Here is a 13,480-nt window from a genome sequence, read left to right as displayed (position 1 = left end):
GAGCACTCTTGCCCTCCCAGCTCTCCGCGTACGTATCGGACCCCGCCCCCTGGCACGGCGCCCTGCGCCCGGCCCGCTCGTGGCTGCACTCCGACGCCCCCTCCCGCTCGCTGAACGGGCTCTGGCGCTTCCGGCTGTCGCCCACGGCGGCGGTGGCGGAGGACTTCCCGTCCGAGGACTTCGACGACCACGGCTGGGACAGCATCCCGGTGCCCGCCCACTGGGTGCTGGAGGGCGACGGCGCCTACGGCCGTCCCGCCTACACGAACATCCAGTTCCCGTTCCCGATCGACCCGCCGCACGTCCCCGACGAGAACCCCACCGGCGACTACCGCCGCCACTTCGACGTCCCCGACGGCTGGTCGGACGCCGAACGGGTCGTGCTGCGGTTCGACGGGGTCGAGTCGCTGTTCAAGGTGTGGGTGAACGGCGTCGAGATCGGCGCCGCGAGCGGCAGCAGGCTGGCCCACGAGTTCGACGTGACCTCCGCCGTCCGCCCCGGTGACAACGTCGTCGCCGTACGCGTCCACCAGTGGTCGGCGGCCAGCTACCTGGAGGACCAGGACCAGTGGTGGCTGCCGGGCATCTTCCGGGACGTCACCCTGCTGGCCCGCCCGGCCGGCGGCATCGAGGACGTCTGGCTGCGGACGGCCTACGACGACGGACGCGGCCGGATCGAGGCCGAGGTCACCGCCGACGCGACCGCGTTCCCCGTCACCCTGCGCATCCCCGAACTGGGCGTCGAGCGGGTGTGGGCGACGGCGGCCGACGTGGCCCCCGTCGACCTCGCGCGCGTCGAGCCGTGGTCGGCCGAACTGCCCCGCCTGTACGACGTCACCGTGTCCTCGGCCGCCGAGACCGTCACCCTGCGGGCCGGTTTCCGCACGGTCGAGATCCGGGGCGACCGGTTCCTCGTGAACGGCCGCCGGGTCGTCTTCCACGGGATGAACCGGCACGAGGCGCACCCCGAGCGCGGCCGGGTCTTCGACGAGACGCACGCCCGCGCGGACCTGGCCCGGATGAAGCGGTTCAACGTGAACGCCATCCGCACCAGCCACTACCCGCCGCACCCCCGGCTGCTCGACCTCGCCGACGAACTCGGCTTCTGGGTCGTCCTGGAGTGCGACCTGGAGACCCACGGCTTCGACAAGGTCGGCTGGACGGGCAACCCGACCGACGACCCGGCCTGGCGCGCGGCCTGCCTGGACCGCGTCGAGCGCACCGTCGAACGGGACAAGAACCACCCCAGCGTCGTGATCTGGTCGCTCGGCAACGAGGCCGGGACCGGCGCCAACCTCGCCGCCATGTCGGCCTGGGTGCACGCCCGCGACCCCGAGCGTCCCGTGCACTACGAGGGCGACTACACCGGCGACTACACCGACGTCTACTCCCGCATGTACTCCACCGTGCCCGAGACCGAGCAGATCGGCATCGACGGCTCCACCTTCCCGCTGCTGGGCTGCACCCCCGCCCAGGGCGCCCGGCAGCGCACCAAGCCGTTCCTGCTCTGCGAGTACGCCCACGCGATGGGCAACGGCCCCGGCGCCCTCGACCAGTACGAGGAACTCGTCCACCGTCACCCCCGGCTGCACGGCGGCTTCGTCTGGGAGTGGCGCGACCACGGCATCTCGGCCACCGCCCCGGACGGGACGCCGTACTACGCCTACGGCGGTGACTTCGGGGAGGTCGTGCACGACGGCAACTTCGTGATGGACGGCATGGTGCTCAGCGACGACGTGCCGACGCCCGGCCTGCACGAGTTCAAGGCGGTCGTGCAGCCGATCCGGTTCGCCTTCGACGGCGGCAAGCTCGCCCTCACCAACCTGCGGCACTCGGCCGACACCTCCGACCTGCGCTTCCGCTGGCGCATCGAGCACGACGGAACCCCCGTGGAGGCGGGGGAGTGGGAGGTCCCGGCCGTGGCGGCGGGCGAGTCGGCGCGGGTGGCGCTGCCGCCGGTCGCCGTGGCGGCCGACGCCGAGACCTGGCTGACGGTCGAGGCCGTGCTGGCGGCGGAGACGGCCTGGGCCCCCGCCGGGCACGAGATCGCCACCGCCCAGCTGGACTGCTCGACACCCCGTCCCGTCCCGGCCGTACGGCCGCGGACCGGCTGGCGGCCCGCCGAGGGCACGCTGACGCTCGGCATCGCCGAGTTCACCGGCGGCGCCCTCACCCGCCTCGCCGGGCGCCCGGTGACCGGCCCGCGGCTGGAACTGTTCCGGGCGCCCACCGACAACGACGAGGGCACGGCCGACCGGCTGGAGGGCAGCGACGCCAGCCTCGCCGACGTGTCCAGCGCCGAGCTGTGGCGGCGCGACGGCCTCGACCGGCTGACCGCCCGGCGCGTCACCGTGGAGCAGGCCGCCGACGCCCTGCGCACCGTCGACCGGGTCTCGGCCGCGGACTCCGCCCTGTCGGTCATGGTGGAGTCGGTCTGGACGCTGGACGACGGCGCACTGGAACTGCGCGTGGAGATCCAGCCCGCGCACGGCTGGCGGACGGTGTGGCCGCGGATCGGGGTGCGCTTCGAACTGCCCGACGCCACGGCCCCCGTGGACGGCGCGGAGTGGTTCGGCCTCGGCCCGCTGGAGTCCTACCCCGACAGCCTGCGCGCGGCCCGCACCGGCCGGTTCTCGGCCACCGTGCGGGACCTCTCCGTCGACTACGCCCGCCCCCAGGAGACCGGCCACCGCTCCCAGGTGCGCCGGCTCACGCTGACCAGCGACGGCACCGCGGCCCTGCGCGTGGAGGCCCTCCCCGACACCCGCGGCCGGCGCCCCGGCTTCACCCTCGCCCGGCACACCCCGCAGCAGATCGACCGCGCCGCCCACCCCTTCGAACTCCCGGAGTCCACCACCAGCCACCTCATCGTCGACGCGGCCCAGCACGGCCTCGGCTCCCGCGCCTGCGGACCGGACGTCTGGCCCGAGTTCGCCCTGCGCCCCGAGGCCCGGACCCTCAGGCTCCGCTTCACCGGCGGCGCCTGAGCAACAGCACCCGACAGGTCTTTCACAGTCCGCACCCACGCGTCTCACGGCCGGGAGGTGGACGGTCACCGGCCATGAAGTTATCCACCGGTACCCCACGGATCCTGGTCGTGGACGACGAGGAAGACCTGACCGACCTGCTGGCCACGGTGCTGCGCGCCGAGGGCTGGCAGACCGACCGGGCGCTGGACGGCGCGGCGGCGGTGCGGGCGGCCCGCGGTTTCCGGCCCGACGCGGTGGTCCTGGACCGCGGGCTGCCCGACCTGGAGGGCCTGGAGGTGCTGCGGCGCCTGCGGGCCTACCGGCCGGACCTGCCCGTGCTGTTCCTGACCGCCCGGGAGAGCGTCGAGGACCGGGTCGCGGGCCTGCGCGCGGGCGCCGACGACTACGTGCCCAAGCCGTTCGACCTGGACGAGGTGGTGCTGCGGCTGCGCGCCCTGCTGCGCCGCTGCGACGCGGGACGGCCGGGCGCCTCGCTGCTCGTCGTCGGCGACCTGACCCTCGACGAGGAGACCCGGCAGGTGCACCGGGCCGGTCTCCCGGTCCGGCTCACCGGCCGGGAGTTCGAGCTGCTGCGCTACCTCATGCGCCACACCGGCCGCGTCCTCGGCCGCGAGGAACTCCTCGACAACGTCTGGGCCACCGACGAGGACCGGCACCTGAGCATCGTCGAGAGCTACGTCAGCTACCTGCGCCGCAAGATCGAGCGCGACCTGCCCGTCCTCATCCACACCGTGCGCGGCGTCGGCTACCTGATGAAGCCCGCCGAAGCGCGGCGGTGAGCGCGATGCGGACGACACCCGCCCCGAGCGCCCCGAGCGCCCCGAGACCCGGCCGCCACCGCCCGCGCAGCCTGCGCTCCCGGATGATCCTCTCCAGCAGCCTGCTGCTGGCCGCGCTCTCCGTGGTGATCATCACCATCACCGGACTGGCCATGCGCACCTACCTGATGACCGGCCTGGACCAGCGTCTGGACGCCCTCGCCGAGCACTCGGCGGCCGCCCGCGGCCAGATCGGCGCCCCGACCAGCGGCCTGCCCTACCTCAGGGCGTTCGGGGTCCCGGCCGGCACCATCGGGGTCTCCGTCAGCGGCCGCCGGGGCGCCGTCCGGCACGCGGCGGTCGTCGACGACGCCGGGCAGCTGACCGCCCCGACCGCCGCGCAGCGCCGCATCCTCGCCACCGTCGAGGCGGACGGCCACCACCGCACCCTGGACCTGCCCGGCCGCGGCGGCTACCGCGCCAAGGCCGTGCGCGCCGACTCCCGGGACGCCGAGATCACCATCGTCACCGCCGTACCGGTGCGTCCGGTGAACCAGATGCTCGGCCGGCTGCTGGCCGTCGAGTCCGCGGTCGCGGCCGCCGCCCTCGCCGTCGCCGCGCTGGTCGCGGCCACCGTGATCGGCCGTCAGCTACGGCCCCTGCAGCGCGTCGCCGCCACCGCCACCCGGATCTCCCGCGAGCCGCTCGGACACGGCGAGGTCCGCTCCCTGGAGCGCGTCCCGGAGGCCGACTGCGCCACCGAGACCGGCCGGCTCGCCGAGGCCGTCAACCGGCTGCTCGGCCACGTCGAGAACGCCCTCGCCGACCGCTACGCCACCGAACTGCGCATGCGCGACTTCCTCGCCGACGCCGGCCACGAACTGCGCACCCCGCTCGCCTCCGTCGCCGGCCACCTCCAACTGGTGCGCCGCGCCCCGAGGACGGCGGCCCCGCAGGCCGACTACGCGCTGGGCCGCATGGAGTCCGGCATCGGCCGGATGCGCACCCTCGTCGAGGACCTGCTGCTCCTCGCCCGCCTGGACACCGGCCGCCCGTTGGCCCGCGAGGAGGTCGGCCTCGGCCCGCTGCTCGCCGAGGCCGTCGCCGACGCCCGCGCGGCCGGACCCGACCACCGCTGGGAGTTCCTGATGCCCGGCGAGCTGGTCCTCGTCGAGGGCGACCCGGACCGCCTCCACCAGGTCGTCGCCAACCTCCTCGCCAACGCCCGCACCCACACCCCGCCCGGCACCAGGGTCACCGTCACCGTCCGCACCGACGCCGGCCAGGCGGTGATCCGCGTCGCCGACGACGGCCCCGGCATCCCGCCCGACCTCCTGCCCCGCGTCTTCGAACGCTTCGCCCGCGGCGACGCCTCCCGCTCCCGCGCCACCGGCAGCAGCGGCCTCGGCCTCGCCATCGTCACCGCCGTCTCCACCGCCCACGGCGGCCGCGCAGAGGTCACCAGCGAGCCCGGCCGCACCGTCTTCACGATCCGGCTGCCCCTGTGCTGCCCGGCCCACACCAGTGCGGTGCACCCGCCACGCAAACCCGTCGGACACGAACTCCCTTCAGGCTGAGACCTGGCCGAGCGACAGCGCCCCCTCAGGGGCGCGGGGAACTGCGCGACCAGCCACCACGGCGCCGCACCCGACCGACGCGCCCCCCCCCGAGGGCTAACTCGCCTCCGTCGGCTCCGAGACCCATCCCCCCGCCAGCACCAACCGGCTCTCCTGGTGCACGGCGAGAAAGCCGAACGGACGGTCCACGGTGACCCGCACGACCGTGGACTCGTGTGTGTACCGCGGCGGCCCGCCGCCCGGCGCCGCGACCACCGCTGTCACCGCGGCGGCGCGGAAGCCCAGCGGCCCGAACTCGGCGACGGCGGACTGCCCGGCCGCCCCGATGGCGAGGGGTGCGGGGCTGATGCCGGGGAAGTGGCCCTCGCGGGCGTCCGCGGCCGTGGACAGGCCGAACAGGGCGTGGAGCTGGAGCAGATCGTGGTCGGCGCGGACGGTGAAGCCCGGGGTCGTCACGTCGAGTCGGACCGGATCGGGGGTGACGGACGGCTGCCGCTCCACGACCACGCCCGGTCCGGCGGGCCCGTAGGGGAGATGGCCGCCGGTCGTGACCGGGAGGGCGCGTTCCAGGACGGCGATGCCCGTGTGCAGCACCTGTCCGGGCGCCATCCCCTCCGCGCCGAGCAGGAGATGGACGTCGATGCCGTTGTCGCCCGGCACCTTCACCGTGGTGACGTGCCCGTCCGGCCCGGCGGCCACCCCGATCCGGTCCGGACGGACGCTGCTGCGGTGCAGACCGGCCAGCGTACGGCCCTGCCAGGGCCCGGAGCCGGGCCGCAGCACCGTCTCCCGGAACGGGTGCCGCCAGTCGGTGCGCAGCGCCAGCGCGGTCGCCAGCACCATCCGCGCGCCCTCGGCCAGCTTGACCGGCATCCGCTCGACCAGCCCGCCGGTGCGCTTCGCCGCCCAGCCGTCCAGCGCCTCCTGGGAGGCCGCCACATCGGGGCCGAGCATCCCGTGCGCGTCGGCGGGCAGCCCCGCCGCCCACGGCTCGCGCACCTCCAGGGCCCGGTCGGTCCACAGTCCGAGGGCCGACTCGACGCCGGACATCGCGTCGAGCCCGGCGAGTAACTCCCGCGCACCGGCGACCGCTTGGTCCGCCTGCATCCCCAGGGCGCGGGTCAGTTCGTCCCGGGCGGGTCCGCCGGCGCCGTCGGCGAGAAGGGCCAGCAACGGCCAGACACCGGCGGCCGAGAAGACCGTGCCCTGTCTGGTCTGCCGCGCCCAGCGCGCGCAGAGCGCGTTGACGGCGCTGACGGTGTCGTTCATTCGTCGTCCTCCCAGGAGTGCTCGGGGAAGGGCGGAGAGCCGAAGGGACGGCCGAAGGCCAGGGCGCCCGGCGGGGCAGCCGCCTTCCCCACCCTCATTCCGCCCCCGTTCACGGCGCGCTTACGATGCGCGCAGTCGTACGTCAGTCCAGCCGTCCGTTTCCGCGCGGCCCGACGCCCCCTCAGGAGCACGGTACCGGTGTCCATACCTCCGCCCCCCGGCCCCCACCAGCCACAAGGGCCGTATCAGCCGCCTCAGTCGGGCCTGCCGCAGTACCCGCAGTACCCACAGGCGCCGTACGGGCAGCAGCCACCTCCCTACGGGCAGCAGCCACCCCCCTACGGGCAGCAGCCGCCGTATCCGGGGCCGTACCAGGGCTGGGGGCAGGGGTACAGCCCCTACGCCGTCCCGGCGCCCGTCAACGGACTCGCCATCGCCTCCCTGGTGCTCGGGCTGCTGTGCTGCCTGCCCGGGGTGGGGCTGGTCCTCGGGCTGGTCGCGCTCGGCCAGATCCGCCGGCGGGGCGAGCGGGGCAGGGCGATGGCGGTCACCGGGTCGGTGTTCTCCGGGCTCGGACTGGCCCTGTGGGTGCTGGTGCTGGCCACCGGCGGCGCGGCCGATTTCTGGGAGGGCGTCAAGGAGGGCGCGAGCGACAGCTCCAGCCTCTCCCTGTCCACCGGCGACTGCTTCGACACTCCGGACGGGACCCTCACCGGCGACCTGGTCTCCGACGTCACCGCCGTGGACTGCGCGAAGGCGCACGACGGCGAGGTCTTCGCCACCTACCGCCTCAAGGGCTCGTCCTACCCGGGCGACGACAAGGTCGGCGACTCCGCCAGTGACCGCTGCTACGGCCTGGAGGACGGGTACGCGATGGACGGCTGGGCGATCCCCGGCGACGTCGACGTGTACTACTTCACGCCCAGTGAGGACAGCTGGGAGTTCGGCGACCGGGAGGTCGCCTGCGTCTTCGGCAACACCACCGAGGGCAGGACCCTGTCCGGCTCGCTGCGCAACGACGAGAGCGTGCTCGACGCCGACCAGGTCGCCTACCTCGGCGCCGCGCACGTCCTCACCGCGGCGCTCGACACCGTCCCCGACGCGGAGTACGTCGAGGACGACCTGCCCGGCTACCGGGCCTGGGCGGAGCGGGTGACCACGGCCCTTTCCCAGCAGAGCGTGATGCTGCGCGCCCACACCTGGCCCCAGGACGCCAAGGGCCCGGTGGACGACCTGGTCGCGGACCTCGGCAAGGCCCGCGCGGAATGGGCGAAGGCCGCCAAGTCCACGGACGTGGACACCTATTACGGCCACTACGACAAGGGCTCGGCGCTGCTCGACCCGAAGCGGACGGTCACCGCCCGCAAGGCTCTGGGCCTCGCCACGACCCCGCCCTCGTACGACGACGGAGGCGACGGCTCCGGCAGCGGAGGAAGTGGCTCCGGCATGGAGGTGTGAGCGCGGCCATAACGGGGAGAAAGTGCCTGCGTAAAGGCTTCCCCGGCCGCATGTCATCACATCGAGTGATTCTCTGGCCTTTGCTTGCACGGCACAACCCACGGTTGCCAGGCTGTAGCTGTCTGTACAACCTGATGGGAGCGGCCAGTGACTTTCGGTGAGCAGCCGGCGTATCTGCGTGTCGCGGGTGATCTCCGCAAGAAGATCGTCGACGGTTCGCTGCCGCCTCACACCCGGCTCCCCTCCCAGGCCCGCATCCGCGAGGAGTACGGCGTCTCCGACACCGTCGCCCTGGAGGCCCGCAAGGTGCTGATGGCGGAGGGGCTGGTCGAGGGCCGCTCCGGCTCCGGGACCTATGTGCGCGAGCGGCCGGTGCCCCGGCGGGTGGCCCGCTCCGGGTTCCGGCCGGCCGGCGGCGCCACCCCGTTCCGCCAGGAGCAGTCCGACGCCGCCGCGCGCGGCACCTGGGAGTCCAGCAGTGAGCAGGCCGAGGCCGGCGCCGCGATCGCCGACCGGCTCGGCCTGCACCTCGGCGACCGCGTGATGCGCACCCGGTACCTGTTCCGGGACGGGGGCGAGCCCATGATGCTCTCCACCTCCTGGGAGCCCCTCGCCGTCACCGGCCGCACCCCCGTGATGCTGCCCGAGGAGGGCCCCCTCGGCGGGATGGGCGTGGTCGAGCGGATGCGCGCCATCGACGTCATCGTGGACAACGTCACCGAGGAGGTCGGCGCCCGCCCCGGTCTCGCCGAGGAACTGCTCACCCTGGGCGGTGTCCCCGGCCATGTCGTCCTGGTGATCCAGCGGACGTACTACGCCTCCGGCCGCCCGGTGGAGACCGCCGACGTCGTCATCCCGGCCGACCGCTACCGTGCCTCGTACCACCTGCCCGTGAAGTAGCGCACACCCTTGCGATAGTTGACACCTTCACCACCGGGGTACGGACCCGTGCCCCGCCGTTGCAATCCGGCCGTTCTCCCAGGTGGCCCCGGCTCTTCCCGGCATGCCCGCGACCCGAAGCGGGAGGCGTGCGAGCGGCGCATTCGTCATCGTGCGCCCCCACCGTTCTGGCTGGTTGCGTACCTCTTTGTGAAAAGGCGTATTCGCTGCGTAAAGGTTAGGCGTACGCTCGGGCATATGCGGAGTGCGGTTTCCTTAGCGGGGCGGGGATGGGCGGGAGCCGGGAGAATCGGAGGGGCGCGATGACGGAAGGCACGGTCTCTCTCCCCTGGCTTGTCATACGGCAGGACGACAACGGCAATCGCTACCGGGTCGGCCGGTACGCGACCCGGGCCGAGGCGCAGAAGATCGCCGACAGTCTCGACGACCGCGGACACAAGCAGCTCTACTGGGTCGAGCGCATCGGCCACACCAACGGCAACGGGGACGGCGCCGGCCGTAACTGACCCTCCCGTAGGCTCCGGCCCATGAGCGAACGGATCGTGGTGGTCGGAGCCGCCCTGCTCGACGCCGGCCGCCTGCTCGCGGCCCGCCGCAGCGCGCCCCCGGACCTGGCCGGCCGCTGGGAGCTGCCCGGCGGCAAGGTGGAGCCCGGCGAGACACCCGAACACGCCCTCGTGCGCGAGCTCCGCGAGGAGTTGGGCGTCGAGACGGAGACGCTGGCACGCGTGCCGGGGGAGTGGCCCCTGAAGGCGCCGTACGTCCTCCAGGTATGGACGGCCCGGCTCCGCCCCGGCTCCCCCGACCCCAAACCCCTCCAGGACCACGACGAACTCCGCTGGCTGACACCGGAGCAGCTCTGGACCGTCAACTGGCTGGACCAGGACGTCCCGGCGGTTCAGAAGATCGCCGCGAGCTGGAACGCCCCATAGGGGCGCGGGGCTGTGTTGAATGTGCGGCTACCGCCGCGTGGGCGCGACAAGCCCCCACTCACCCGCAGCCGCCCGTCACCCGCACCCCCCGCCCGACCAGGCGCACGGCCCCCCGGCGTAAGCCGTTCGCACCACAGTGCGCCTTTCAGTGCGGTACTGCATCCCGGATATCGGGTATGTGCCCATTAACCCCATGAAACCGGACATGGGCGGGCACGCTGCACGGGAAGTGATCGGTGTGATCGACACCGAAGGTGACACCGCCGAGTGGACCTTTCCCGCGGAACCGGGCGCCGTGCGCACCGCCCGTACCGCGGTCCGAGACCAACTGCGCGGCTGGGGCCTGGACACCCTCGCCGACATAACCGCCCTGCTCGTCAGCGAGCTGGTCACCAACGCGCTGCGGCACGCCACCGGCCCCATCGGCGTCCGCCTCGTCCGCCCCGCCGACCTCGCCGACACCCTGCGCGTCGAGGTGTCCGACCCGCTGCCCGACCCGCCGCGCGAACGCGCCGCCAGTCCCGACGACGAGAGCGGCCGCGGCCTGCAGCTGGTCGCCGGCTCCTCGCGCAGCTGGGGCACCCGGCCCGGCGACACCGGAAAGACGGTCTGGTTCGAGCTGGCCGTACCCGGGTGAACGGGGTGAACGGGGGTGTACACGCCGTACCCCGCCGTCCACTCGCGGGAGTGGCCGGAGAACGGGTGCCGAAGTGCGTGATTCGACGGCGTGTTCCCTGGTTAGAAGACTGGGAGTGTTGTCACGGTCCGGTCCGGAAATCGTCGGGACCGTGCTGTGATCGTGAACACCGTGTCAGGCGGCACCGTAGTGCTGGATACTGCGGGCAGCCGCATCCGGTGACCGGTGCCGGGCGCGGTGAGCTGGAGGGGACGGTTCGCGTGAGCGAGATACCAGCTAAGGCCACGGAGTCCGAGGACCCGTCGGACGGCGTGAGGGCGGGGACCGCGGAGGTCGTCGCGGCCCCTGGCGACGCCATGTGGCAGAGCAGTCCGCCCGGCTCGATCTACGACTACATCAAGGTCGCCTCGTTCTCCATCGGCGCCGGCGGCCTGGTCGACCAGTGGAGCCTCCGTGCCGAGCAGGTCTTCGGCATCCCCGCCGAGCGCGCCGTCGGCATGGACCCCATCGAGGCGTTCGTCGACCCCGACCTGCGCGAGCACGGCCAGCGGAAGATGGCCGAGATCCTGGACGGCCGGGAGTGGACCGGCGTGGTGCCGTTCCGGATGCCCGACGGCCCGGACGGCGAACGCGGCGAGGAGGGCCTCGCCGAGGTCTACGTGATGCCGACCCGCACCGCCGAGGGCGAGCACGCCGCCGTCTGCATCGTGGTCGACGTCCGTACCCTGCGCAGCATCGAGACCGACCTCGCGGCCTCGCAGTCGATATTCGGTCAATCTCCTTTCGGCTTCCTGCTGATCGACCCCGACCTGCGGATCCGCCGCGCCAACGTGCGGTTCTCCTCCATCTTCGGCGGCACCCCCGACGACCACCGCGGCAAGGGCGTCCACGACTACCTGCCGCGCTCCGAGGCCGAGCGGGTCGCGGCCACCATGCGCCGGGTCCTGGAGAGCGGCAACTCCATCACGGACATGCACGTCACGGGCTTCGTGCCGGGCTCCGAGGAACGCCGGCACTGGTCCATCAACCTCTACCGGGTGCACAGCGGCACCGGCCGCCCGATCGGCATCGCCTGGCTCGGCCAGGACATCACCGCCCGCCGCGCCGCCGCCCGCGAGGCCGCCGCCGCCCGGCGGAATCTCGCCCTCCTCAACGAGGCCGGTGCCCGCATCGGCAACTCCCTCGACCTGGAGACCACCGCCCGCGAACTCCTCGACGTGGTCGTGCCCGGCTTCTGCGACCTCGCGACGGTCGACCTCTACCAGGGCCTGCTGGCCGGCGACGAGACCCCGCCCGGGCTCGCCGACGGCAGCGCCGAACTGCGCCGGGTGGCCTTCGCCAGCGCGGTCTCCGACGAGCCCTTCGTGGGCGGCGGCGCCCCGGTCGCCGTCGGCGCCGTCCACCACTACCCCTTCAACTCCCCGTGCGCGGACGCCCTGCGCACCGCCCGCCCGCAGCACGTGCCGGCGGAGGAGGGCGGGCTCGTCCAGTCCACCCTCGCCGTCCCGATGGTCGCCCACGACACGATCGTCGGCCTCGCCCAGTTCGCCCGCACCAAGGGCAGCGAGCCGTTCGGCGACCGCGACCGGGACCTGGCCGTGGAGCTGGCGGCCCGCGCCGCCGTCTGCATCGACAACGCGCGCCTGTACCGCCGGGAGCACGAACGCGCGTTGATACTGCAGCGGTCCTTGCTCCCGCCCGGCGACCCCGAGGCCTCGGGCCTGGACATCGCCTGCCGCTACCTGCCCGGCAACGCGGCGACCGAGGTCGGCGGCGACTGGTTCGACGTCATCGAACTCCCCGGCCACCGCACGGCGCTGGTCGTCGGCGACGTGATGGGCCGCGGCCTGCGCGCGGCCGTCGCCATGGGCGAACTCCGTACGGCCGTCCGCACCCTGGCCCTGCTGGACCTGGAACCGGCGGAGGTCCTCTCCGCGCTGGACGAGATCGCCCGCGGCCTCGGCACCCCCGGCGGGGTCCAGCAGGCCACCCGCACGGCCCGCCAGCCCCGCGACGCCGACCTCTCCGAGGTCTACCTCGCGACCTGCGTGTACGCCGTCTACGACTCCGTCACCCGGCGCTGTACGTTCGCCAACGCCGGCCACCTGCCCCCCGTACTGGTCGAACCGGGCGAGGACGCCCTGATGCTCGACGTGCCGCCCGGCATGCCCCTGGGCGTCGGCGGCGAGCCCTTCGAGGAGGTCGAGGTCGAACTCCCGGAGGGCGCCCTCCTCGCGCTCTACACCGACGGCCTGGTCGAATCCCGCGACCACCCCCTCGACGAGGGCCTCCAGGCGTTCGTCGGCGCCCTCACCGACCCCTCCCGACCGCTGGAGGACGTCTGCGACCACGTCCTCAACACCCTCGACACGCACCACGGCGAGGACGACATCGCGTTGCTGATGGCACGTGTCCAGGGGCTGCCGGCCGAGTCGGTCGGCGACTGGACGCTGCCGCGCGAGCCGCGCAGCGTGGGCCGCGCCCGTGAGTACGCGCGCGGCCAGCTCCTCACCTGGGACCTGGAGCCGCTGGTCGACACCGCCGAGCTCCTGGTCAGCGAACTGGTCACCAACGCCCTGCGGTACGGCGAGGGCGAGATAAGGCTCCGCCTCCTCCTCGACCGCACCCTGGTCTGCGAGGTCTGGGACTCCGGCCTCGTCCAGCCCAGGCGCCGCAGGGCGCGGGACACCGACGAGGGCGGCCGGGGGCTGCAGCTGGTCGGCCTGCTCAGCGCGGCGTGGGGCTCACGCCGGACGCCGCGCGGCAAGACGGTCTGGTTCGAACTGCCCCTGCCGGACGGCGAGACGGGCCTGACGGACCCTGCGGAGGCACTGCTCAGTCTGTTCTGAGAAGGCGGTAGTACGGCAGCTGCGGGCCGGTGGGGGTCGCGGGGGGGGGGGGGCCCCCCCCCCCCCCGGGGGGTGTGGGGGGGGGGGGGGGGGGGGGCCGGCCCGCCCGC

The 13,480-nt window shown here is 73.7% G+C and carries 10 protein-coding genes; 9 read left to right on the top strand and 1 reads right to left on the bottom strand.

The genetic code is table 11. The features are described from left to right. Window positions 1-8 precede the first annotated feature (8 nt). From ACGFZS_RS11730 to ACGFZS_RS11720, 3 genes are all read left to right on the top strand, one after another. A complete protein-coding gene (locus ACGFZS_RS11730) occupies window positions 9-2,987 on the top strand; it encodes a glycoside hydrolase family 2 TIM barrel-domain containing protein (RefSeq protein ID WP_393794945.1) in 2,979 nt (992 codons plus the stop codon). A 74-nt stretch (window positions 2,988-3,061) separates the two neighbouring features. After that, window positions 3,062-3,769: a response regulator transcription factor gene (locus tag ACGFZS_RS11725; RefSeq protein WP_393794944.1), complete on the top strand. Its 708-nt coding sequence runs from the start codon at window positions 3,062-3,064 to the stop codon at window positions 3,767-3,769. 5 nt (window positions 3,770-3,774) lie between these two features. Next, the gene (locus ACGFZS_RS11720; RefSeq protein WP_393794943.1) at window positions 3,775-5,325 is read left to right on the top strand and encodes a sensor histidine kinase; all 1,551 of its coding nucleotides are present in this window, start codon (window positions 3,775-3,777) and stop codon (window positions 5,323-5,325) included. A gap of 96 nt (window positions 5,326-5,421) precedes the next feature. Here ACGFZS_RS11720 and ACGFZS_RS11715 read toward each other — a convergent pair whose 3' ends face one another. Beyond that, complete coding sequence (locus tag ACGFZS_RS11715) at window positions 5,422-6,594, bottom strand: serpin family protein (RefSeq protein ID WP_393794942.1); 1,173 nt, start codon at window positions 6,592-6,594, stop codon at window positions 5,422-5,424. Between the two features lie 198 nt (window positions 6,595-6,792). Between ACGFZS_RS11715 and ACGFZS_RS11710 the strand changes: the two genes are divergently transcribed. The 6 genes from ACGFZS_RS11710 (at window position 6,793) to ACGFZS_RS11685 (ending at window position 13,370) form a co-directional block, all read left to right on the top strand. Then, on the top strand, window positions 6,793-8,052 hold the full coding sequence (locus tag ACGFZS_RS11710) for a DUF4190 domain-containing protein (protein WP_393794941.1): 1,260 nt from the start codon (window positions 6,793-6,795) through the stop codon (window positions 8,050-8,052). 147 nt (window positions 8,053-8,199) lie between these two features. After that, on the top strand, window positions 8,200-8,952 hold the full coding sequence (locus tag ACGFZS_RS11705; protein WP_359222848.1) for a GntR family transcriptional regulator: 753 nt from the start codon (window positions 8,200-8,202) through the stop codon (window positions 8,950-8,952). A 302-nt stretch (window positions 8,953-9,254) separates the two neighbouring features. Next, complete coding sequence (locus ACGFZS_RS11700) at window positions 9,255-9,458, top strand: SPOR domain-containing protein (RefSeq protein WP_359222846.1); 204 nt, start codon at window positions 9,255-9,257, stop codon at window positions 9,456-9,458. 21 nt (window positions 9,459-9,479) lie between these two features. Then, on the top strand, window positions 9,480-9,884 hold the full coding sequence (locus ACGFZS_RS11695) for a (deoxy)nucleoside triphosphate pyrophosphohydrolase (RefSeq protein WP_393794940.1): 405 nt from the start codon (window positions 9,480-9,482) through the stop codon (window positions 9,882-9,884). A 193-nt stretch (window positions 9,885-10,077) separates the two neighbouring features. Then, on the top strand, window positions 10,078-10,521 hold the full coding sequence (locus ACGFZS_RS11690) for an ATP-binding protein (RefSeq protein ID WP_355723211.1): 444 nt from the start codon (window positions 10,078-10,080) through the stop codon (window positions 10,519-10,521). 260 nt (window positions 10,522-10,781) lie between these two features. After that, complete coding sequence (locus tag ACGFZS_RS11685) at window positions 10,782-13,370, top strand: SpoIIE family protein phosphatase (protein ID WP_393794939.1); 2,589 nt, start codon at window positions 10,782-10,784, stop codon at window positions 13,368-13,370. The last annotated feature ends 110 nt before the right edge of the window (window positions 13,371-13,480 follow it).

The organism is Streptomyces sp. NPDC048288, assembly GCF_043201555.1.
Taxonomy (GTDB): Bacteria; Actinomycetota; Actinomycetes; order Streptomycetales; family Streptomycetaceae; genus Streptomyces.
Note: the sequence above shows the minus strand (reverse complement) of the source record. Positions and strands in the feature narration are given on the sequence as shown.